Source organism: Dyadobacter sp. UC 10 (genome assembly GCF_008369915.1).
Classification (GTDB): Bacteria; Bacteroidota; Bacteroidia; order Cytophagales; family Spirosomataceae; genus Dyadobacter.
This window is the reverse complement of the sequence record NZ_VSRN01000001.1, coordinates 2,106,590-2,128,639: the sequence shown is the minus strand read 5'-3', so window position 1 is coordinate 2,128,639 and position 22,050 is coordinate 2,106,590. Positions and strand designations below refer to the sequence as shown.

General features: G+C 43.6%; 20 protein-coding genes and 3 tRNA genes. 22 read left to right on the top strand and 1 reads right to left on the bottom strand.

Features of this window, described 5'->3' with window-relative positions:
• Positions 1–44 precede the first annotated feature (44 nt).
• The 16 genes from FXO21_RS08575 to FXO21_RS08500 all read left to right on the top strand — a co-directional run bounded on the left by FXO21_RS08575 (position 45) and on the right by FXO21_RS08500 (position 17,973).
• On the top strand, positions 45–3,137 hold the full coding sequence (locus FXO21_RS08575) for a TAT-variant-translocated molybdopterin oxidoreductase (protein WP_149639700.1): 3,093 nt from the start codon (positions 45–47) through the stop codon (positions 3,135–3,137).
• Between the two features lie 48 nt (positions 3,138–3,185).
• On the top strand, positions 3,186–4,619 hold the full coding sequence (gene nrfD, locus FXO21_RS08570) for an NrfD/PsrC family molybdoenzyme membrane anchor subunit (RefSeq protein WP_149639699.1): 1,434 nt from the start codon (positions 3,186–3,188) through the stop codon (positions 4,617–4,619).
• A 31-nt stretch (positions 4,620–4,650) separates the two neighbouring features.
• Complete coding sequence (locus FXO21_RS08565) at positions 4,651–5,181, top strand: DUF3341 domain-containing protein (RefSeq protein ID WP_149639698.1); 531 nt, start codon at positions 4,651–4,653, stop codon at positions 5,179–5,181.
• A complete protein-coding gene (locus FXO21_RS08560) occupies positions 5,181–5,804 on the top strand; it encodes a c-type cytochrome (protein ID WP_149639697.1) in 624 nt (207 codons plus the stop codon). Before FXO21_RS08565 ends, FXO21_RS08560 begins: the two co-directional genes overlap by 1 nt.
• Before the next feature lie 34 nt (positions 5,805–5,838).
• Positions 5,839–7,203, top strand: a complete 1,365-nt coding sequence (locus FXO21_RS08555) for a quinol:cytochrome C oxidoreductase (RefSeq protein WP_149639696.1) — start codon at positions 5,839–5,841, stop codon at positions 7,201–7,203.
• 21 nt (positions 7,204–7,224) lie between these two features.
• Positions 7,225–8,325 (top strand): cytochrome c oxidase subunit II, encoded by a 1,101-nt coding sequence (locus FXO21_RS08550; RefSeq protein ID WP_149639695.1) that lies wholly within the window; start codon positions 7,225–7,227, stop codon positions 8,323–8,325.
• A 27-nt stretch (positions 8,326–8,352) separates the two neighbouring features.
• A complete protein-coding gene (locus FXO21_RS08545; protein WP_149639694.1) occupies positions 8,353–10,236 on the top strand; it encodes a cytochrome c oxidase subunit I in 1,884 nt (627 codons plus the stop codon).
• A 28-nt stretch (positions 10,237–10,264) separates the two neighbouring features.
• A complete protein-coding gene (locus tag FXO21_RS08540) occupies positions 10,265–11,221 on the top strand; it encodes a COX15/CtaA family protein (RefSeq protein ID WP_310586895.1) in 957 nt (318 codons plus the stop codon).
• Between the two features lie 31 nt (positions 11,222–11,252).
• On the top strand, positions 11,253–12,146 hold the full coding sequence (gene cyoE, locus FXO21_RS08535) for a heme o synthase (protein ID WP_225865617.1): 894 nt from the start codon (positions 11,253–11,255) through the stop codon (positions 12,144–12,146).
• A gap of 21 nt (positions 12,147–12,167) precedes the next feature.
• Entirely contained in the window at positions 12,168–12,755 is a 588-nt protein-coding gene (locus FXO21_RS08530) for a cytochrome c oxidase subunit 3 (protein WP_149639692.1), read from the top strand.
• Positions 12,756–12,770: 15 nt separating this feature from the next.
• Entirely contained in the window at positions 12,771–13,541 is a 771-nt protein-coding gene (locus FXO21_RS08525) for a cytochrome c oxidase subunit 3 (RefSeq protein WP_149639691.1), read from the top strand.
• Between the two features lie 29 nt (positions 13,542–13,570).
• The gene (locus FXO21_RS08520; protein ID WP_149639690.1) at positions 13,571–13,900 is read left to right on the top strand and encodes a cytochrome C oxidase subunit IV family protein; all 330 of its coding nucleotides are present in this window, start codon (positions 13,571–13,573) and stop codon (positions 13,898–13,900) included.
• 5 nt (positions 13,901–13,905) lie between these two features.
• Complete coding sequence (locus FXO21_RS08515) at positions 13,906–14,514, top strand: hypothetical protein (RefSeq protein WP_149639689.1); 609 nt, start codon at positions 13,906–13,908, stop codon at positions 14,512–14,514.
• Between the two features lies 1 nt (position 14,515).
• The gene (locus FXO21_RS08510) at positions 14,516–15,055 is read left to right on the top strand and encodes a DUF420 domain-containing protein (protein WP_149639688.1); all 540 of its coding nucleotides are present in this window, start codon (positions 14,516–14,518) and stop codon (positions 15,053–15,055) included.
• The gene (locus FXO21_RS08505) at positions 15,052–15,333 is read left to right on the top strand and encodes a hypothetical protein (RefSeq protein ID WP_149639687.1); all 282 of its coding nucleotides are present in this window, start codon (positions 15,052–15,054) and stop codon (positions 15,331–15,333) included. The genes FXO21_RS08510 and FXO21_RS08505 overlap by 4 nt, the downstream gene beginning before the upstream one ends.
• A gap of 120 nt (positions 15,334–15,453) precedes the next feature.
• A complete protein-coding gene (locus FXO21_RS08500; RefSeq protein ID WP_149639686.1) occupies positions 15,454–17,973 on the top strand; it encodes a glycosyl hydrolase in 2,520 nt (839 codons plus the stop codon).
• Positions 17,974–17,975: 2 nt separating this feature from the next.
• On the opposite strand, the gene murI is transcribed toward FXO21_RS08500, so the two are convergent.
• On the bottom strand, positions 17,976–18,785 hold the full coding sequence (gene murI / locus FXO21_RS08495; protein ID WP_149639685.1) for a glutamate racemase: 810 nt from the start codon (positions 18,783–18,785) through the stop codon (positions 17,976–17,978).
• Positions 18,786–18,927: 142 nt separating this feature from the next.
• Here murI and FXO21_RS08490 point away from each other — a divergent pair, with 142 nt between their 5' ends.
• The 6 genes from FXO21_RS08490 to FXO21_RS08465 all read left to right on the top strand — a co-directional run bounded on the left by FXO21_RS08490 (position 18,928) and on the right by FXO21_RS08465 (position 21,929).
• Positions 18,928–19,518, top strand: coding sequence for an RNA polymerase sigma factor (locus FXO21_RS08490; protein ID WP_149639684.1), 591 nt, complete (start codon positions 18,928–18,930; stop codon positions 19,516–19,518).
• Positions 19,499–20,287, top strand: a complete 789-nt coding sequence (locus FXO21_RS08485; protein ID WP_149639683.1) for a hypothetical protein — start codon at positions 19,499–19,501, stop codon at positions 20,285–20,287. Before FXO21_RS08490 ends, FXO21_RS08485 begins: the two co-directional genes overlap by 20 nt.
• An 11-nt stretch (positions 20,288–20,298) precedes the next feature.
• Positions 20,299–21,399: a hypothetical protein gene (locus FXO21_RS08480; RefSeq protein ID WP_149639682.1), complete on the top strand. Its 1,101-nt coding sequence runs from the start codon at positions 20,299–20,301 to the stop codon at positions 21,397–21,399.
• A gap of 162 nt (positions 21,400–21,561) precedes the next feature.
• A tRNA-Tyr gene (locus FXO21_RS08475) sits at positions 21,562–21,644 on the top strand.
• 55 nt (positions 21,645–21,699) lie between these two features.
• Positions 21,700–21,772, top strand: a tRNA-Gly gene (locus FXO21_RS08470).
• A gap of 85 nt (positions 21,773–21,857) precedes the next feature.
• A tRNA-Thr gene (locus tag FXO21_RS08465) sits at positions 21,858–21,929 on the top strand.
• Positions 21,930–22,050: the final 121 nt, after the last annotated feature.

The following is a 22,050-nucleotide window of genomic DNA, read 5'->3' as shown; positions in this document are numbered from 1 at the left end:
AGAAATTAATACCAGAATACAACGCATTTGTATTGAATAGTTTTATGGAAAATACTAATAAGAGATATTGGCGGGGATTAGAAGAGCTACGGAATGACGAGAAGTTTGTAAAAGACGCTGCTTCTGAATTTGGTTCTGCTCCGATTGAAAGCCAATATGAAAGTTTAATCGACGGGGCAGGTTCGCATCGTCGGGATTTTCTAAAAGTTCTTGGTTTCGGGATGGCGGCAGTTTCACTTGCAGCTTGCGAGGCTCCTGTTAAAAAAGCTATCCCATATATAAATAAGCCGGAAGGTGAATTTCCGACCATAGCCAACTGGTATGCGTCGACTTACGCTGAAAATGGAGATTATGCCAGTATTCTGGTAAAAACGCGGGAGGGAAGGCCGGTGAAGATCGAGGGGAATTCACTATCGAAAATTTCTTCAGGTACTAGTGCGAGGGTTCAGGCATCTCTGCTTGGATTATATGACAATGAAAAGTTAAGAGGCCCTAAAAAGGGCGAAGATACAAAGGTAAGCTGGGAGGCCGTTGATAAAGAGATTGCCCAGCAATTAGCGCAGGTTGCAAGCAATGGAGGAGCGATCCGGATCGTATCGCAAACTATCCTGAGCCCTTCTACGAAGTCTGTAATCGCAGATTTTACAAGTAAATATCCGACAACGACTCACGTTGTTTATGATGCAAATTCGTCTTCAGCCATTTTAAAGGGAAATGAGATTTCTTTCGGGAAAGCGGTATTCCCTTCCTACGATTTTAGTAAAGCAAAAGTAGTTGTCAGTATAGACGCTGATTTCCTGGGGACCTGGGTAGCTCCGGATACTTATTCAAAACAATTTGCAGAAACGAGATCATTGGGAAGCGGTAAAGAGGGCAAAAAAGAAATGTCCCGCCACTACCAATTCGAATCAGGGCTTTCTGTCACTGGTTCAAATGCTGATTACCGGTCTGCTGTTAAGCCATCTCAGTTAGGCCTCGTTGTAAGTTCATTGTACAAGAAGGTTGCAGCCAAGTTAGGCGGTGCTGCTATATCTGCTCCTTCCATTGAGGTGCCAAATCTTGACAAGGCAGCAAACGATTTGGTTGCTGCAAAAGGTCAGGCGCTGGTAGTAAGTGCAGTTAACGATCCTGCTGTTCAGGTTGTGGTAAATGCATTGAACAGCTTATTGGGCAGCTACGGCACAACTATCAATCTTGATAAGCCTGTTAATTACCGTCAAGGCAATGACGTTGTAATGAATCAGTTCATTGATGACGTGAAAGGCGGCAAAGTTGCAGCGGTTATATTGCTGGGTGCGAATCCGGTTTATGATCACCCTCGTGGAGCAGAATTGGCAGCGGCGTTGCCGAAGGTACAGTTAAGTGTTTCCTTTAATGATCGCCCCGACGAGACATCATCTCTGATGAAATATATCTGCCCTGCGCCTCATTACCTTGAATCATGGAGCGATGCGGAGCCTATTGCAGGATCTTTCAGCCTGGGGCAACCGGCTATTAGTCTCATATTCAGTACTCGTCAAGCTCAGGAAAGTCTGTTGAAATGGGCCGGGCAGCCATCTGACTATCACGAGTACGTTAAATCGTATTGGAGAAAGAATATTTTTACCCAGGGCACAGGAGGTGATTTTGAAACTTTCTGGGTAAAATCGCTTCACGACGGAGTGTTTGAAGCTGCTTCAAATGCGACTGCATCAGGCGCTACATTCTCAGGGGATATCAACGCTGCGAGTGCTAGCATCGCAAAAACATATAAAGCGTCTTCCTCGGGAATTGAGCTGGTTCTGTTTGAAAACGTTGGAATAGGAAACGGTGCAACCGCTAACAATCCATGGCTTCAAGAATTGCCAGAACCTGTAACAAAGGCATGCTGGGACAATCATGCTTGTATTTCCCAAAAGACGGCTACCGAGCTGGGACTTATTCAGGGAGACGTAGTTAAAGTAGAAAGTAAAGGAAAGGCTGTCGAAGTTCCGGTTATTATACAACCAGGACAAGCACATAACACGGTTTCCATCGCAATCGGATTTGGTCGTGAGAAAGCAGGTAAGTCTGCAAATGGTGTGGGGAAAAACGTTTATCCGTTTGCATCTTCGGTCGGCGGTTTCTTATCATTCTTACCGGGCGAGGTTACAATTTCAAAAACGGGTGACACCCGCGAGATTGCTCAAACACAAACTCACAATACTGTAATGAACCGTAAATCGGTTCTTCAGGAAACAGTTCTTTCGCATTTCCAGAAAGACCCACAAGCTGGTCGTTTCATTCCAAAAATACCTACTTCGGAAGGTACTGTTGATGCAACCGATCTTTCGCTTTGGAACGGACATAAATATAAGAACCACTCATGGGGGATGGTCATCGACCTTAATACATGTTTTGGTTGCGGATCCTGTGTTGTCAGCTGCCAGGCTGAAAACAATATTCCGGTCGTTGGTCGCCAGGAAATCATCAACAGCCGCGAAATGCACTGGCTTCGTATCGACAGATATTACAGCAGCGACGCGGATGCAGAAGATTTGAGAGGATTGGAGATTGCTTCCGAAAACCCGGAAGTGACTTTTCAGCCGATGCTATGTCAGCATTGCAACAATGCGCCTTGCGAGACAGTATGCCCGGTTCTGGCTACTACTCATAGTTCTGAGGGTCTTAACCAAATGACCTACAACCGGTGTGTTGGAACGAGATATTGTGCAAATAACTGCCCCTATAAAGTTCGTCGCTTTAACTGGTTTAAATATTTTGATAACGACAACTTCGATTACAATTTCAACAATGATCTGGGTAAAATGGTCATCAATCCAGATGTGACTGTTCGCTCGCGGGGTGTTATTGAGAAGTGCTCGATGTGTGTACATAGAATACAGGAAGCGAAATTGACAGCCAAGAAGGAGAGAAGAAGGATTGTTGATGGGGAGGTAAATGTTGCTTGTGCTTCTGCATGTTCAACTGGTGCCATTACTTTCGGCGATATGAACGATCCTGAAAGCCGAATCTCGAAGATATTGGAAGAAGAGCGCGAAGGAAGGGCATTCCATATGCTGGAAGAAATCAACGTTCGCCCGCAACTATCTTATCTGACCAAGGTTAGAAACAAAGATGTAGCAGCTAAACCAGCAGAGGCAAAAGAGCACGCGTAATCAAGAAGTTATAAATTGAAGTTTAAATCATTATAAATAGATAGTAGTATGCATGTTACTTCACCTGTAAGAGAACCGCTGATTCAAGGTGGGAAAACGTACGCAGACGTAACGGAAGATATATGTCGGCATGTTGAAGGCGCTCCCACGAAAGAGTGGAAGATTGCTTTCGGTATCTCTCTTTTGGTTTTGGCGTATGGTACTGTCTGCCTTGCCTGGACCTGGTGGGAAGGCCTTGGGGTTTGGGGGCTGAATAAAACGGTTGGCTGGGCATGGGATATCACGAACTTCGTTTGGTGGGTAGGTATCGGTCACGCCGGAACGCTTATCTCAGCAATTCTTTTGCTATTCCGTCAAAAGTGGAGAACATCGATCAACCGTGCAGCAGAAGCGATGACCATCTTTGCGGTAATTTGTGCGGCTTCATTTATCCTTATGCACATGGGCCGTCCATGGATGGCCTACTGGGCGCTGCCGCTTCCAAATGCTTTCGGTTCTCTTTGGGTTAACTTCAACTCACCACTTGTTTGGGACGTTTTTGCGATCAGTACTTATTTCTCAGTATCTCTGGTATTCTGGTATATTGGTCTGATACCTGATCTTGCAACAATCCGTGACCGGGCAACCAGCAAAATTTCCCGGTTTATGTATGGAACGTTTGCGATGGGCTGGGATGGATCAGCGAAGACCTGGGCACGTTATGAATATATCAGCTTAATCCTGGCTGGTCTTTCTACGCCGCTTGTACTTTCGGTACATACAATTGTAAGTATGGACTTTGCGACTTCTGTAATCCCCGGATGGCATACAACGATTTTTCCTCCATACTTCGTAGCAGGAGCGATTTTCTCAGGATTTGCGATGGTTCAAAACCTGATGCTTATTACCAGAGTTGTTTATAAGCTGGAAGACTACATTACCTTAGAGCACATTGAAACGATGAACAAAGTCATCACATTGACTGGTTCGGTTGTGGGTGTTGCTTATATCACGGAATTCTTCATTGCGTGGTACGGAGGAGTTGAATATGAATATTACGCTTTCTTCAACCGTATGACCGGTCCTTACTGGTGGGCATATTGGGCAATGATGACTTGCAACGTTATTTCTCCTCAGCTTTTCTGGTCTAGAAAACTGCGTCGCAGCATCACCTTCACATTCTTCATTTCTGTTGTCGTTAACATCGGTATGTGGTTTGAGCGTTTTGTAATCATTGTGACCTCTCTTCACCGTGACTACATCCCTTCAAGCTGGGCAATGTTCTCTCCGACCCGTTATGACATTGGCGATTACATTTTCTCTTTCGGTTTGTTCTTTACATTGTTTCTTTTATTCTCCAAATATTTGCCTGTTGTGAATATGGCTGAAGTAAAAGCAGTATTGCGCTCTACATCAGCACAGCTTCCGGCAAAAATTGCGGGAGTAGCGAAAGTCAGACAACGCGGAACAGCTGAGCCGGCATATGATAAGGACAAGCAATAGGGATATCTGATATTTAATAATTAGTAATAGTATGGCAGAATTATCTGGTAAATATTTGGTTGGAGTTTATGACGATGACGATACTGTGCTTCATGCAGTTCCCAGACTTAGAAAAGCTGGCGTGAAGATTAAAGAGGTTTATTCTCCGTTCCCGATCCATGGCATGGATGAAGCATTGGGGCACCCCAGAACCAGGATTGGAATTGCAGCATTTATGTTCGGTGTGACAGGTTGCTGCGTAGCGTTAACCTTGATGATCTGGACAATGGGAATAGACTGGCCAATGATCATTGGTGGAAAGGACCCAATTTCTTTGCCTGCATATATTCCTATCACATTTGAGCTCACAGTACTTTTTACAGCTTTCGGAATGGTAATTACATTCTTCATTTCGAATGGCCTGGGACCAGGTACCCACTTTCATCCCCGGTTTGATGTACGCTCAACAGATAACAAGTTTGTGATGGCCATTGATTTAGGAAGAAATTCAATGAGCGTGGATGAGATATCAAGAGCTTTGAAAGACAGTGGTGCTGAGGAAGTCAACATCAAGCAATTTTAATGAAGTTTGAGACGATGAAATTCAAGAGTTTACATAAGGGTATGTTGATCAGTGCTATCGTTTTGATAGTGGCCTCGGGGTGCAAGAAAGATCCCAGTGATCCAGGAAAGGAATATGCACCGAATATGTACCTGCCAGTAGGATACGAACCGTATAAGCAGGAAAAAGCGAATCCGATTAATCCAATGGGATTAACAATGCGACTACCGGTTGCAGGTACTGTAGCAAGGAGAAACTATCAAACTTCATTCGGTGAGGCAGATTCTGCGAAGGTGGATTTAATGGTATATAATATTCCTGCCGACAGTATCGCGATCGCAGAGAAGGTTTTGAAAAATCCAATTCCATTAAATGAGGTTTCGCTGGCGGAAGGGAAGATCCTATACGAAAGATATTGCCAGCATTGCCATGGTGCTACCGGCGCTGGTGACGGTAAGGTTGGGACGATGTATAAGGGTATCCCTAATTATGCCAGTGACGCATATAAGAATTTGAATGAAGGTCATATTTTCCATGTAATTACCTATGGTAAAGCTCGTATGTGGCCTCATGGTTCGCAAATCGACCCTGCGGAACGCTGGAAAATAGTGCACTACGTGCAAAAGCTGCAGAAAGGGGCGTAATATATTTTTGATAACGGAGAAATAAAAATAAATAATGGCATCAGCACATTCGATTCCTTCTATTGAAGAACGGTTTGAATTTACATCGGAAGCTAAAAGGAATTTACTTATAGGCGGTGGTGTAGGATTGGCCCTAATAGCTTTAGGGGCCTACCTGGCAGCTACTGGCGGCGGTCATGAGGCAGCTGCTCATGGAGCCGAACATGCTGCTGCGGCAGTAGGTCACGCTGCCGGTGAGCATGGCGCTTCTGGTCATGAAGCTGCTGCTGCAACTGCGGAAGCCGGACATCACGCTAAAAGCTGGGTAGCAAGGATCTGGGCTAATCTTTGGGTGAATGGTGTGTATTTTACTGGAATGTCGGTGGTAGGAATGTTCTTCATTTCTTACAACTATCTGGCACAGGCGGGCTGGGCGACGGTTTTTAAAAGAATTCCTGAGGCCATGCCAGCATTTTTACCTGTTACTGGTGTGGTAATGCTGCTTACATTCTTTTTCGGCGGACATGATCTTTTTCACTGGACACATGAGGGTTTGTATGAGGTTGGAGGACCAGAATATGATAAGATCATTGCTGGTAAAAGAGGCTACCTGAATACACCTTTCTTTGTTGCCAGACTCGTTATATATTTTGGCGTCTGGTACTGGTTGTGGAAGGTAATCCGAAATTTATCGCTAAAAGAAGACGAAATTGGCGGGACTGAATTTTATGAAAAATCCATCCGCTTTGGTACAGCATTTCTGGTTGTATTCGGCGTAACTTCATCGACTTCTGCCTGGGATTTCGTAATGTCGATTGACACGCACTGGTTTAGCACAATGTTTGGCTGGTACACATTGGCAAGCTGGCATGTAGCTGGACTGGCGGTCATTACCTTAACGGTGGTAATGTTGAGAGAACGGGGATATTTAAGGGCTGTTAACTCTAGCCATCTAAGGGATCTCGGTAAGTTCGTTTTTGCTTTCAGTATTTTTTGGACTTACGTATGGTTTGCTCAATTCTTATTGATTTACTACGCTAACCTTCCCGAGGAAACGATTTATTTCATTGAGCGTTTCAGAGGTCACGGTGGATTTTATAAAGCGCCATTCTTCATTTCATTGTTCCTGAATTTCTTTTTTCCATTCCTTGTTTTGATGACCCGTGACGCAAAATACACCCACTCAATTTTGAAGGTGGCATGCTGGAGCGTTATTATTGGTCACTATATAGATTTTTACACTAATGTTATGCCCGGCGCGGTTGGAGCGGGAGCAGAACTTGGAGCGTTGGAATGGGGATTCTTTCTCTTGTTTCTATGTGCATTTGCCTACTCAATAGCATCTCAATTAGAAAAGGCGAATTTGATCCCGAGAAATCACCCCATGTTGGAGGAATCACTGCATCACGATATTGCCTAATTGCAAAACCAGTCTATTATCATGTATATCATTATCGCGTTAGTTGCTCTTGTATTTGTTGTTCTTGTCGGTGTAGTCATCGCCAGACTGCAAAATGTCATCAAGGGTATTAATAAGACAGATTCGACAGAAGTTGATACTTCAGGAAATAAAGTAAATGGGGCGCTGTTTATTGTAATACTTATATTCGGCGCAATCTCAATTACCTGGTCTTACCTTCACGCTCGTGAGTTTTTCCTTCCCGAAGCGTCATCTATTCACGGACGACGTACCGACGACCTGTTTTGGTTCTCTATGGGAATCCTGACCATCCCATTTATCCTGGTTAATTTTCTTATATTTTATTTCGCATGGAAATATCAGCATAAGAGAAATCACCGCGCCACTTTCTACCCTGAAAATCACAGACTTGAATTAATTTGGACTATTGTACCAGCCGTTGTGATGGCATTATTGGTATTTACTGGTTGGAAAGCGTGGTCAGATATTACTTCTGATGCGCCAAGAGATGCGGAGGTAATCGAGATTACCGGGAAGCAATTCAACTGGATAGCACGGTATTCAGGTGTTAGTGATAACAAACTTGGGAACTATAACTTCAAACTGATTGATGCGCAAAACGAAGTTGGAATAGACTTGTCGGACGAAAACTCATTTGATGACTTTACAAATCCAAGTGAAATGCACATTCCTGTGAACAGACCTGTGTTGTTAAAAATCCGCGCACGTGATGTTTTGCACAGCGTATTTATTCCTCATATGAGAGTAAAGATGGATGCGGTTCCGGGGATGCCTACCAAATTTTGGTTCGTTGCGGATAAAACAACGGCAGATATGCGTGCTGAAACCGGCAATCCGAAGTTTGACTACGAAATTGCATGTACGGAGATTTGCGGACAAGGACATTTTTCTATGAAAATGCGCCTGGTGGTTGAGGACGAAGCATCTTACAAAAAATGGTGTGCAGAACAGTCTACGTTCCTGCAAACTTATCCCGAATATCTTGCGAAGGTTCCTGAAAATCTAAAAGCAAAAGCTATGAAGTATGTGCCTGCGGAAGCAGCGGCACCTGCTGACAGCACCTCGGGAGGTGGAGTTGGGGCAAGCACTAGTCTACGCTAATTACTAATTTAAATACATTAAAAGTATATGTCAGCTATTGAAGGATTGGAAACAGCTCACCATCACTCAGAGGAGCATGAACACCACCATGAAGCACAAAACTTTTGGCAGAAGTATATATTTTGCGAAGACCATAAGGTCATAGCGAAGCAATATTTAATTACTGGTATCCTTTGGGCAGTAATTGGTATTACAATGTCTGTGATATTCCGTATCCAGCTTGGCTTACCCGATTCTAACTTATCTTGGCTTAAACCAGTGTTAGGCGGTTGGATTAGCGATTCAGGAAAGCTGGATCCTAACTTCTATCTGGCATTAGTTACAATGCATGGAACCATCATGGTGTTCTTTGTATTGACTGCCGGGCTAAGTGGTACGTTTAGTAATTTCCTGATTCCCTTGCAGATCGGTGCCAGAGATATGGCATCGGGTTTTATGAACATGCTTTCTTACTGGTTCTTTTTCCTGGCCAGTGTGATCATGTTTGCTTCGCTTTTCCTGCAATCAGGACCGGCGGCTGGTGGCTGGGTTATTTACCCGCCTTTGAGCGCGCTACCTCAGGCCCATCCGGGATCGGGAATGGGTATGACGCTCTGGTTAGCAAGTATGGCATTTTTCATTGTGTCTCAACTTCTAGGAGGGATCAATTATATTACAACAGTAATTAACCTGCGTACCAGGGGGATGTCTTTCGACAAATTGCCGCTTACGATCTGGTCTTTCCTGATCACGGCCGTTCTGGGGCTGATTTCGTTCCCGGTTCTGTTGTCATCTGTATTGCTTCTGATTTTCGACCGTCACTTCGGAACAAGCTTTTATCTTTCTGATATTTATATCAACGGTGAGGCGCTTCCAAATGTAGGTGGCAGCCCGATTTTGTTTCAGCACTTATTCTGGTTCCTCGGGCACCCCGAAGTATATATTGTACTGCTTCCTGGTCTGGGAATTACTTCTGAAGTAATTGCAACTAACGCACGCAAGCCGATATTTGGTTACAGGGCGATGATCGCTTCCATGCTCGGTATTGCGTTTCTCGCCTTCATCGTTTGGGCACACCACATGTTCGTAACAGGTATGAATCCATTCCTCGGATCGGTATTCATGTTCCTTACGCTGATCATCGCGGTTCCTTCGGCTGTTAAGGGCTTCAATTACATTACAACGTTGTGGAAAGGGAATATCATTTTCACACCCGGTATGCTATTCTCGATCGGTCTTGTTTCTCTCTTCGTATCGGGCGGTTTAACAGGTATCATTCTGGGTAATAGCGCGCTGGATATCCAGTTGCACGACACTTACTTTGTAGTGGCGCATTTTCACCTGGTAATGGGTGCTGCTTCGGCTTTTGGACTTTTTGCAGGCGTTTATCACTGGTTCCCTAAGATGTTTGGAAGAATGATGAACACGACTTTGGGCCAAATCCACTTCTGGTTGACTTTCATAGGTATATACATGGTGTTTATTCCAATGCACTATGTGGGTATAGCTGGCTTCCCGCGTCGTTACTATCAGTTTACCAGCTACGACTTCACGCATAAGTACATGGATATGAACATGTTTATATCTATTGCTGCGATACTTTCGTTCCTTGCTCAGTTCATTTTCCTTTGGAATTTCTTTTACAGTATTTTCAAAGGAAAAAGATCGCCTCAAAATCCATGGCGTTCAAATACTTTGGAGTGGACTGCACCGATTGTTCCGGGTCACGGAAACTGGGAAGGTGAGATACCAGCAGTGTATCGTTGGTCTTATGACTACAGCAAACCTGGTGCTAAGGAGGATTTCATTCCTCAGAACATTCCATATTCTCAAACGCTTGAATCGAATTTCCCTCATGAAAATGAGCTGATCTCTCTGGAAAAAGCAATAGAGTCTCAAAATTTTAATGACCAGTTCAAATCATCACATTGATTCTAAGGCCAACCGTCGTTTTCGGCGGTTGGCCTTAAATACTGTCATTACACTTTATTTTCTGATCATAGCGGGTGGTGTAGTGAGGAGTACGGGAGCTGGCATGGGTTGTCCGGACTGGCCCAGGTGCTTCGGGAGATGGATTCCGCCGACAGAGGCTTCGCAACTACCTCCTGATTATAAGGAGATTTACGGGGCTAAATTGAAAGGAGAGGTAGAGTTTAACGCTACAAAAACCTGGATTGAATATGTAAACAGGCTTCTGGGAGCATTTACCGGGATAATGATTTTTCTGACTCTGCTTGCTTCCCTGCCCTTTTTGAAATCGGGAAATAAGCAGATTTTTTATTTGAGCCTCGCAGCCTTTATCCTGGTAGGATTTCAAGGTTGGCTTGGGGCGAAAGTGGTTTCATTTGAATTGAAGCCGGTGGTGGTTACACTGCACATGCTTTTTGCGATCATTATTGTTTTCGTTTTGCTATATCTGCTAACCTGGTCTGGTTATGTCGAGGGCAAATTCAGAATGGATCGCGATAACCAGCGTGCTTTGAACACTTTGGGAATCACGGTAATGGGGCTGTCCTTATTCCAGATTTTGCTTGGTACCCAGGTAAGAGAGGCTATTGACGAAGTGATTGTGCGACTTGGTTACAGTGCACGTGCTGAGTGGATTTCAGAGTTGGGTTTGAGATTCTATATTCACAGATCATTTTCAATAATTGTACTGGCAGTCAATTTGATTTGGCTGCGGAGGATTTTGAAAGTGGAAGCAAAGAAATCTTTTGGTGCCAAGCTAGCAGTCGCCTGCGCGTTGATACTGGCACTCGAATTAGTAACAGGACTAGTGATGGCTTATCTGAGTGTCCCGGCCTGGGCACAGCCGATGCATTTGACTTTGGCGATACTGCTGATTGGATTGCAGTTTATGAGCTGGCTGGTGGTAAATGGAAATACCTATTTGCGATATAAGACTCTCCTGAGTTAGGAGGACAGGTTTTAAGGTAAATTTTTTTAAAATGACATCATTACAAGAAAGCGCTGGTGGAATTGAAAAGTTAAGGGAGAGGCTGGGCGTTTTGTTCGAGTTGTTAAAATTTCGGTTGGCATCGCTGATCGCGTTTTCTGGCGCAATGGGCTACTGTCTCGGATCAAGGGATGTAAGGGCAGGTGATTTGATTTTGTTCGTAATTGCATCAATAGGAATCACTGGAGCAGCGAATATCATCAATCAAATCCTTGAAAAAGACTTTGATAAACTGATGAAGCGTACGGCAGGAAGGCCTTTGCCAAGCGGTAGGATTACCGTTGAACAGGCAGCTGTTTGGGCTTTGTTTTTGGGAGTAGTATCATTCCTGGTTTTTGTCTTTTTCTTCAACCTGACTACGGGTTTGATAGCGCTGCTTTCGCTGGTATTATACGGCTTCGTTTATACACCATTGAAGCGGGTTGGTCCGATAGCAGTATTTGTAGGCGCATTCCCAGGGGCATTTCCTCCGATGATCGGCTGGGTTGCGGCGACTAATCATTTCGGACTGGAACCTGGGATTCTGTTCGCGATACAGTTCTTCTGGCAGTTTCCACACTTTTGGGCGATTGCCTGGGTGCTTGATGAGGACTACAAGCGTGCAGGTTTCAAGCTATTGCCCGCCAATGGTTTGAAGGATTCCGACACTACTTTGCAGATCATGATTTATACATTGTTCCTATTGCCAATCGGTTGGCTGCCTTACGAACTGGGAATGACTGGTATCAATTCTGCATTTATTGCAACTATTTTTGGGGTGCTTTTTCTTGCTCAAACATTCCATTTGATGCGGACATGCACAGACAAGACAGCAAAGCAGCTAATGTTTGGATCATTTATATATCTGCCGATCGTTCAGATCGCGTTTTTGTTGGATAAATTGTGAAACTGAAATTATTGTAGAGAAATGGAAAACGTTCAGCAATATAAACTAGAAAAAGAGCCACAGGCCACGCTGGCGATGGACCCCATCAAGTTCATCCTGTGGTTGTTCCTTGTAACGATCATCATGCTTTTTGCTTCTCAGACAAGTGCGTATCTTGTTCGCAGAGCAGAGGGAAATTGGCTTGAGTTCCAAATGCCAAAGATCTTTTGGTACAGTACAGGCGTCTTGGTAATGAGCAGTATCGCCATGCAATGGGCTTATTTTGCGGCAAAAAAAGATCAGTTCAAACAATTGAAAATAGCAATTTCTATTACTTTTGTACTAGGCCTGCTCTTCCTTTGGATGCAGTTTGAAGGATGGAAAATGCTGGTTGACATGAATGTTTATTTCGTGGGAAACCCGTCTGGTTCTTTTTTTTACGTGTTTACCGGTTTGCACGGTTTTCACATTATTACAGGCCTGATTGTTTTGGTGCTTTCACTTTCTGCGGCATTTAAATCAAGGGTTCACAAAAAGAATTTGAGAAGGATTCAGATTTGTGCAACCTACTGGCATTTTTTAGATATCCTCTGGATTTACCTTTTTGTATTTTTATTGACTTTTAATTAATAATAACTTTTACCAATGGCTGCAAATGTAACAACACCTGGTGCTGTGGAACCCAAAATGTGGTTGGGGGGAATAGAGCCCATGAAAGCGAGTTACGGAAAACTAATGATGTGGTTCTTCCTCATCTCCGATACTTTTACTTTCTCCGCCCTATTGGTGGCGTACGGTACAGCCCGGTTCAGTTTTCCTGCTTTTACCGGAGATAGGGAAAATTTCACCTTTTCAAACCTATATTGGCCAGTACCTGAAAGGGTATATGAGGCGGTTCCTTTTTTGCACGGAATTTCCTTGCCGCTGGTTTTCGTAGGAATTATGACTTTCATTCTGATCGCAAGTAGTGTTACAATGGTACTTGCAGTGGAAGCCGGTCACCGTATGGATAGAGCGAATGTGGAGAAATACATGCTTTGGACAATCCTGGGTGGATTTACATTTCTGGGCTGCCAGGCTTGGGAATGGTCCCACTTTATCCACGGAACCGACACAGGAAGCGTTATGAAAGTAATGGAGAACGGTGAATGGATCGAGAAAACAATTTTTGGAGCTAATCTGACTGAGAATCAGTACGGTCCGCCAGCCTTTGCCGATTTCTTCTTTTTCATTACAGGTTTTCACGGTACGCACGTTTTTAGTGGTGTTATCCTGAACATATTAATATTCTTCCGAGCTGCTACCGGTTTTTACGATAAAAGAGGAAGCTATGAGATGGTCGAAAAAGTAGGTCTCTACTGGCACTTTGTGGATTTGGTTTGGGTGTTTGTATTTACCTTCTTCTATCTGGTTTAGTTTTTAACTTCTAATATTCTTTAAAAGAAATGGCAGACGCACATCATATTCACAATCAGGATCCTAACGCTGGTGCAGAGCAGCGTAAAGCGATCATGAAGACATTCTGGATCCTGTTGATATTAACTGCACTTGAATTCGTGATCGCCTTTATGGTTCCTCACGGGGTTTTGAAAGTTTCAATTTTCATCGTGATGACCATTGTGAAAGCATTTTACATTGTGGGCGAGTTCATGCACTTAAAACACGAAACCAAGTCGCTTATCTGGTCTATTTTGGTCCCGGTAATTTTTGTGGCCTGGTTAATACTGGCGCTTCTACTTGAAGGAAATGCCATTTTCGAAGCGATTTTTAGTTAATAAAAATGAAGAACTTTCCCAAAGCCGGATTACTGATAGGCACATTAGTAATTCCGGCTTTGATTTTTTTGTTTTTGCAGCTCTTCGCAAGAAACCATTATGACCTGCCCTATTTCAATCCGGAACTGGACGAAAATGGGAAGGTGGTAATGCAAAATTCCGACACTGTTTTTCATAGGCTATCTGAGAAGCAGAATACAGTGGCCGGTTATTTTTTTACCGGAAAATGGACAGTGGTTAGCTACCTGCCAGTTGATTGCAGGGATAGTTGCAAGCTCGGATTTAGTCAGTTGCAAAGAATAGCAGCCTTAGGAAGCGAGCTACAAGATTTGCATTTGCTAACCCTTACTTCTGATTTAGGTAAGCAGAAGGCCAGTATGCCTGAACTGGATATGGCGAACTGGGAGATCAAGGCAGCACCGGAAGATGGGATTGCTCAATTTTTCAAGCAAGAACTAGGTTTGAAAAATGCAGTGACAAATTCTTCGGCCTGCGTCTTAGTAGATAGCAAAGGTTTTGTGAGAGGGCATTATCAATTAACGGATCCAAAGGAAACGGAGAGGCTAATGGCGGAAATAAAGATTCTTTCCTACGAAGGAGAAACGACAGATTAGAATGGCAACTTTATTAATTGAAAAAAAACCAAAATACGAACGTATTATCAACATTTTGGCGGTGGTTGTGCCGGTTGCTGTGGCGGCTTTACTGGGAATACGTCAGAAGATCGAGCTCGGCGCCTGGACCAAAGTATTACCGCATGTTATCGGCGTAATCAACTCATTAACTGCAATTCTGTTACTGACGGGCTATTATTTCATTAAGAAAAAAGATATTACCGGGCACAGAAGATCGATGACAGGAGCATTCCTGTTAGGCTCGGTATTTCTGGTCTGTTATATATTATACCATATTTCAAATGAATCGACACCATTTGGCGGTCAGGGGTTTGTGAGGCCGGTATATTACTTTCTTCTGATTTCACATATCTTATTATCGATTGTAGTCGTTTGGTTTGTATTGCGCGCAGTTTATTTTGGGTATACCAATCAAATAGTCCAGCATAGGAAAGCAGTTAAATGGGCCATGCCGATTTGGTTGTACGTCAGCATCAGTGGAGTGGTTGTTTACTTAATGATTAGTCCTTATTACACATGAGAAAGTTAATAGTTATATCAGGTCTTATTATCCTGTTTGTCATACTTGGAACGGATACCTGGGCGCAATGCGCAATGTGCCGCGGCTCTGTTGAAAGCTCAATGGGGAATGGAAGAAATAATGTGGGCGTGGGATTGAATACAGGTATTATGTACCTTTTTGTGATGCCGTACCTTTTGGTAGGCGTGATCGGATACCTATGGTACAGAAACAGTAAGCGGGCACGCGACGAAAGACAATTTGTTATTTCTCGTGTAAAGCAGGCTTATCAAGGATAATTTGTTTTAAATCTATATCGAGCGAAATCATTTTGGTTTCGCTTTTTTTATGCGCAAATAAAAATCTTGCGGCTGGTAGTGTAGAAAATGTATTGTACGTCTTTAATCAAAAACTTGTCTATGAAGAAGCTATTCATCCTTTTGATTATACTAACAAGTCTGAACATTCAGGCGCAGCCAATATCTACTGCAAAGCCTTGGACTTATTGGTGGTGGATGAGTAGTACTGTCAAAAAGGAGGATATCTCCGCGCAGTTGCAATTTTTCAAAACCTCCGGGATCGGCGGCGTACATATCATTCCGATATATGGCGTCAAGGGATTGGAAAAGGAGGCAATACCATTTCTGTCTTCGCAATGGCTGGATATGATGCAATTCACGGTGAAAGAGGGTAAGCGACTCAGGATAGGTGTAGATCTGACGACCGGTACCGGCTGGCCTTTTGGCGGACCAAATGTTTCGCAAGCTTTGGCCGCCAAAACAATGAAGGTCAAAAATGGAAAAGCTGACATTAGTCTCACAGGTCAGAAAGTCAAGCGGGCTGCGCCAGGAGGCGAGGGCTTTGTACTGGATCCTTTCCATTACAAAGCGATGCCCCAATACCTGTCTAGGTTTGACTCCGCTTTCAATGAAATTGCAGAACTGCCGAGGTCGATGTATATGGATTCCTATGAGGCCTATGGAGCAAATTGGACTGATGATTTTCCTGAGGAATTTAAGAAACGAAGAAGATATGACATCCTTGAAAAGTTAGACGTATTGTCGGATTCAACACAAAATTCTGAAAACGAACTGATCAGAATAGACTATCACCAGACGCTTGCCGAACTATTGCTTGAAAGATATGCAAAGCCGTGGACAGAATGGAGCAAAAAAGAAGGCTTTTTAACCCGCTACCAAGCGCACGGTTCACCAGGTAACCTGCTAGACCTGTACGCTACTGCAACTATTCCGGAGACGGAATCATTTGGTACCAGCAGGTTTGATATTCCCGGTCTCAGAGTTGACCCTGATTATTCCATTGATCAATTTGGCACGCCGAATCCACTAGCGATGAAATTTGCCTCTTCGGCAGCTCATTTAAATGGAAAGAAATTGGTCAGCTCCGAGACAGGTACCTGGCTGGCAAATCATTTCAAAGTATCGCTTTCGCAGATTAAGCCACAGGTTGATGAATTGTTCGCTTCGGGGATCAATCACATTTTTTATCACGGGACTAATTATTCACCCACCAATGCGCCCTATCCTGGCTGGTTGTTTTACGCGTCTACGCATTTCGGGCCTACTTCGCATTTCGCGAAGGAATTTCCCTTACTTAATAAGTATGTAACATTTTGCCAGGAACGCCTGCAAAACAGTAAGCCGGACAATGATATTCTGGTTTATTTTCCGATTCACGATCTATGGGCTACAAAAGCGAAATCGTCGGGCAATATCCATTTACTGGAGGTACATCACGTTGATCGCTGGTTGCTTGACCTGCCTTTTGGAAAATTAACTCAAAAACTATGGAATGCCGGGTATAGCTTTGACTTCGTATCTGATTTACAACTTCGCCAACTCACCGTCAAAGGCAATAATCTGATAACTTCTGCCGACGCGACTTATAAAACAATCCTGATCCCGTCCAGCACCTATATTCCTTTGGAAACGCTGAGAGAATTGAAACGCATTGCAGCGGCGGGAGTTCGCATAATTTTTGAGGAAAATATGCCGAAGACTGTAACCGGGTTTGCTGATCACGCTTCGAATCAGGCAGCATTTCAAAAAGAGGCTGCTACGATTTCTCAAATGAAGCATGTCCAGATATCTGCCGATTTTGAGAAAGCATTGGCTAATATCAATGTGTACCCGGAAGAACTTGCTCAAAAGGGGCTGACATTTATCCGTAAAAAAACCGACGACGGTCGCACCCTATATTTCGTGACCAATCTATCTAACAAATTCAAAAAAGGTTGGCTAAAACTGGGTACAGCCGGAGCATTTACCAGAATCGACCCACTTGGAGCAAAGTCTCTTTTACCATTTCGACAATCAGGAGATATACAACAGGTCTATTTACAATTACTTCCCGGTCAATCCTGCTTTCTTGAATCCGGAGCAAAAACAGGTGCTTCGCCGGAAATTTCAGATCTTTCTCATAGCGCAGAGATAACTGGAACATGGGAGCTGACTTTCCTAAAGGGGCGGCCCTCCAAACCAGCTAATGCTAAAATGGAACGTCTGGATTCATGGACGACGCTGCCTGATTCCGCTAAATACTTTTCAGGAACAGCGCGGTACACGATCAGGTTTGATACGCCGGCCGATTTGCCCAAAAACAAATCTGTTGTTTTGGATCTTGGAGATGTACGGGAAACGGCCAGAGTGACCATCAACGGACAGGACAAAGGTACTGCCTGGTGCATTCCATTTAGGATTAATCTGAACGCGGGATCGCTGAAACCGAAAGATAATGTGCTCGAAATTGAAATAACCAACTTGTCAGCCAACTATATGCGTTTGCGGGATAAGCAGCAACCGGAATGGAAGAAGTTCCTGGATATCAACATCGTTGATATCACCTATAAAAAGTTTGACGCGAGTACATGGGAGCCGATGCCTTCCGGGCTTTTGGGGCCGGTAAAGCTCATTTACTGATACTATTCCCAAAGCGGATAATGTTCCAGCTGAATCTGGCGGCCGAAGAATATGCTGGTGGATTGTTCAAAAGATAAAGTATAATCCGAAACATAAAACTGTCGGTTTCCATTTCCTTTTTCGTTGACCAGATAATGCTGTTCCAGCCAGGCGCGGAGAGAATGTGCGACAATTTCAGACGTATCCAGAATTTCGATCTGCTCCTCATAAAACTTGTCGATTTGCTTTTTAATAAGCGGATAATGCGTGCATCCCAGAATAAGCGCCTCGATGCCGGAAAGTGTAGGATCTGAAAGATAGCTTGATACAATGCTTTCACTGATATTATTATCGAAAAAACCTTCCTCTATCATCGGCGCGAGTAATGGAGTGGCCAGCGATTTTAGATAGATGTTTTTACCGATAGCATCAACCTTCTTTTTGTAAACATTGGATGAAACCGTCTGCTTTGTCCCGATCAATCCGATCGTTTTTCCGTCATAATGCTCCTTAATGTAGTCGACAACAGGATCTATCACATTCAAAACTTTGGCCTTGCTGCCTACATATTCGCGAACTAATTCATAAGCTGCTGCTGAGGCAGAGTTACAGGCAATTAATATCAGCTTACAATTTTGCTGCAAAAGCATATTGCAGATCTTGATAGAATATGCCTGAATAGCCGCCGTGGATTTATCACCGTAAGGAAGGTGAGCGGTATCTCCGAAATAAATTGTGTTTTCCAATGGTAAAAGTCGCGTAACGGCACTTGCGACGGTCATACCACCGATACCACTGTCAAAAATCCCAATCGGTGCAGAAGAGTCGAGCATAATAAAATCAATGTCTGGATCAATACCCCAAAGCTAAAAGAAGCTGACTGATTATTTTTTATAGAAATCTACAAAAAACTTCTCAGTACGTGCAACCTCGTCGAGAGGAATGAGCATCTTGCTATTGAAACCATCAGTTAAAATGGGGAGAATTTTAGCACTATTTAGCCAGGAAGCACAACTCGTCAAAGCCCTTAAGAAGGAAGATCCTAAGGCGCAGCGACAGGTTTACGATAAATACAGCACTCGCATGCTGGGTTTATGCTTCCGCTATATATGTGATGAAATGGTGGCGGAAGATGTGATGATTGAAGGTTTTTTGAAGGTGTTTTCCAAAATCGATCAGTTTAACAGCGATGGAAGTTTTGAAGGTTGGATCCGCCGGATCATGGTTAACGAATCGCTGGGACATTTGAGGAAACAAAAGCGAATATTGGAGGACAATTTGTCTGACGAGGCAAACAATATACCCGATTACGCACAGGCTGATCAGAATCTGGATACACAAGAGTTGCTGGAATTAATAGAGCGTTTACCGACAGGATACAGAACGGTTTTCAACTTGTATGCGATTGAAGGTTACGCGCATATTGAAATTGCAGAAATGTTGGGAATCACTGAAAGTACATCCAAATCGCAATTACATCGGGCGCGCGCGTTGTTACAGAGAATGGTTTCTGAGTGGGAAAATGATTTTAAAAAAAAAGTGAACTATGAAAAAGCATCCTGTTGATGATCTTTTCAAACGAAAGCTGGGCGACCTGGAAAAAAAGCCTTCCGAAAATGCGTGGCTGAGAATACAGGCAGAGAACAAGCCAAAACACCGGAGCCTTGGGTGGATCTGGTATGCTGCCGCGAGTTTGGTTGTGGGATTGTTTGGAGGATATCTGGTCTGGAAAAATAGTCAGTCTGGTTTGGACGCTCCAATTCCAAACAAGGTAATCGCAAAGGTAGAAGCAGCAGAGCCGCCTGCAAAAAGCATTGAAACCGAAAGCATTTCAGAGAGCATTGACACTTTGTCTCGGAGGAATATCCAAAAAGGGTCGCTCCTGACTGATAATGTGACAAAGTATCCTCAACAAAGCAAGAAAGTCAAAACTGAGCAATCTGTTAAGGACGATAGGATTTTGGTAGAGATAATTGAAAAACCGGTAGCAATTGTCTCTCAAAACGCGCTGGCGGAAGTTTCCCAAATGCCGGAGGTTTCGGAGCATAATCCAGAACACCCTGTTACTGAAACTATTAAACCGGAAGCAGAACCAGCGCGTACCATAGTTGTTGCAGTTGAATCAGAATTCAATGAAACGGATGATAAACCTAAAACTTCACGATTCTCAAGAGTATTCCGCCAGTTAAAAAATGCGAGGGCTGGTGAGAGAGTGGATTGGGAAGAAGTAGGTTTTAATCCAAAAACGCTGGTTGCAAGAGTAGATGACCGGCTACGCAGTAAAGATGACAAAGTATCAGAGAATCAAAACCCCAAAGACAGAACAAAATTGTAATCTATTCAGCCATGAAAAGTAAAATATTTGCCTCGCCAATACTGCTTCTTTTGTGCATTGTTTTTAGTATCAAACAATTGAAAGCCAATGATATAACTACCAGTGAAAAAGATTCGATTATTGTCACTTTCGGAGATAAAACGCGGCTGATCATCTATGGAGAAAATCGAAAGGAGCTGGACAAGATCATGAAATATGATTTAAATGCCCTTTTGAAAGATTTGAAAATCAGACTGGATAGCACCAGCGCAGATACGACTTACTTGAGGGAAGAGTTTAATGGGAACGATTATCTGAAAGATCAATCCGGAAATGAAGAAAAGGATTATGTAAGAATCGGTTTGAGAGGGATACACGTCAAAGACGGAGACACGCGGGTCAGCATTGATGGCAAGGGCGTAGAGGTGAGAGATGGAGACGATGTGATTGTCAATGACTCAACATACCGTCGTACCGGACGGCGTTTTTACCGATCGAGCCGTAATTCAAGCCCCAGAAAGGGTTTTAATGTGGCATTTGGACTGAATGCTTATGGCACGAACGAAGCAACGCCGGGATACAATAAATCTGACTACGAACTGAGGCCATTTGGATCACGGTTTGTCAGTCTAGGATATGTGGCCAGCGCTACATTAGCACGAGGTAAAAACGTAGGGTTTCACCTTGACTTTGGAGCAGATTTTTCCTGGTACAATCTGATGTTTGACAATAATAACACGGTTGTGAAGAACATTGGTTACGTAGAGTTTTTACCAGTTATCGAAAATAACGAAGAGGTGGAATTCAAGAAGAGTAAGCTGGTGGTGCCTTATGTGAACTTATCTCTTATGCCGACAGTCAGCTTTTCGCATTCATTTATTTCATACCTGAGTGCCGGCGTCTATGGAGGTTACAAACTGGGAAGCTACACCAAGGTGCGGGTTCAGGGTAGCAAAGATGTTGACCATGTGCGTAAGAACTTTTACATTGAAGATTTGCGATATGGTTTTGCGGCAGAAATAGGGATCCGGAAATTTCCTGATTTATTTATTAACTACGACCTGAATAACCTGTACGTCGAAAACCGCGGTCCTTCGGTAAGAATGCTGAGCTTTGGTGTGAGACTGTTCTAATGTAAAAAGTGCAATCAGAGGCTGAAATGGACGTTTTTCCTTTCAACCTCTTTTTTTCTTTATTTTTTTTTCGAAACAATTTGAGAATTTAAGAAAAGGCCATAATTTTGCGACTCCAAAAAGTGAGACAAACGGTTTCGCGGTACTGTTGAAATGATGTCTGGGGGTGTACCAGAGTGGCCAAATGGGGCAGACTGTAAATCTGCTGGTGTATGCCTACGGTGGTTCGAATCCATCCGCCCCCACAGTTTATGTCAAACATGATCTTGAATTGCCAGTCAGGAATCAGACATAACAAATGCGGAAGTAGCTCAGCTGGTAGAGCGATAGCCTTCCAAGCTATAGGTCGCGAGTTCGAACCTCGTCTTCCGCTCATTAAAGCACCGTCGAAGCGATTAGCGAAAACATTCAATTGTAACTTTTTCGCTAGTCGCTTTTTGGTTCTTACAAGGGTTTTTGCTTTTGTAGCTCAGGGGTAGAGCACTTCCTTGGTAAGGAAGAGGTCAGGGGTTCAAATCCCCTCAAAAGCTCGGTGAACGAGTTTTCCTTGGTAAGGAAGAGGTCAGGGACGGTCCGCCGCGCGGTTCAAATCCCCTCAAAAACTCAGGAAGATTTTTGGTTCTGTATTTGGTTAATTGGTTTTGAAGTGCT

Coding starts and splice junctions, on each gene's coding strand:
- FXO21_RS08575 (WP_149639700.1), top strand. CDS start 45: ATGGAAAATACTAATAAGAGATATTGGCGGGGATTAGAAGAGCTACGG.
- nrfD (WP_149639699.1), top strand. CDS start 3,186: ATGCATGTTACTTCACCTGTAAGAGAACCGCTGATTCAAGGTGGGAAA.
- FXO21_RS08565 (WP_149639698.1), top strand. CDS start 4,651: ATGGCAGAATTATCTGGTAAATATTTGGTTGGAGTTTATGACGATGAC.
- FXO21_RS08560 (WP_149639697.1), top strand. CDS start 5,181: ATGAAGTTTGAGACGATGAAATTCAAGAGTTTACATAAGGGTATGTTG.
- FXO21_RS08555 (WP_149639696.1), top strand. CDS start 5,839: ATGGCATCAGCACATTCGATTCCTTCTATTGAAGAACGGTTTGAATTT.
- FXO21_RS08550 (WP_149639695.1), top strand. CDS start 7,225: ATGTATATCATTATCGCGTTAGTTGCTCTTGTATTTGTTGTTCTTGTC.
- FXO21_RS08545 (WP_149639694.1), top strand. CDS start 8,353: ATGTCAGCTATTGAAGGATTGGAAACAGCTCACCATCACTCAGAGGAG.
- cyoE (WP_225865617.1), top strand. CDS start 11,253: ATGACATCATTACAAGAAAGCGCTGGTGGAATTGAAAAGTTAAGGGAG.
- FXO21_RS08530 (WP_149639692.1), top strand. CDS start 12,168: ATGGAAAACGTTCAGCAATATAAACTAGAAAAAGAGCCACAGGCCACG.
- FXO21_RS08525 (WP_149639691.1), top strand. CDS start 12,771: ATGGCTGCAAATGTAACAACACCTGGTGCTGTGGAACCCAAAATGTGG.
- FXO21_RS08520 (WP_149639690.1), top strand. CDS start 13,571: ATGGCAGACGCACATCATATTCACAATCAGGATCCTAACGCTGGTGCA.
- FXO21_RS08515 (WP_149639689.1), top strand. CDS start 13,906: ATGAAGAACTTTCCCAAAGCCGGATTACTGATAGGCACATTAGTAATT.
- FXO21_RS08510 (WP_149639688.1), top strand. CDS start 14,516: ATGGCAACTTTATTAATTGAAAAAAAACCAAAATACGAACGTATTATC.
- FXO21_RS08505 (WP_149639687.1), top strand. CDS start 15,052: ATGAGAAAGTTAATAGTTATATCAGGTCTTATTATCCTGTTTGTCATA.
- FXO21_RS08500 (WP_149639686.1), top strand. CDS start 15,454: ATGAAGAAGCTATTCATCCTTTTGATTATACTAACAAGTCTGAACATT.
- murI (WP_149639685.1), bottom strand. CDS start 18,785: ATGCTCGACTCTTCTGCACCGATTGGGATTTTTGACAGTGGTATCGGT.
- FXO21_RS08490 (WP_149639684.1), top strand. CDS start 18,928: ATGGGGAGAATTTTAGCACTATTTAGCCAGGAAGCACAACTCGTCAAA.
- FXO21_RS08485 (WP_149639683.1), top strand. CDS start 19,499: ATGAAAAAGCATCCTGTTGATGATCTTTTCAAACGAAAGCTGGGCGAC.
- FXO21_RS08480 (WP_149639682.1), top strand. CDS start 20,299: ATGAAAAGTAAAATATTTGCCTCGCCAATACTGCTTCTTTTGTGCATT.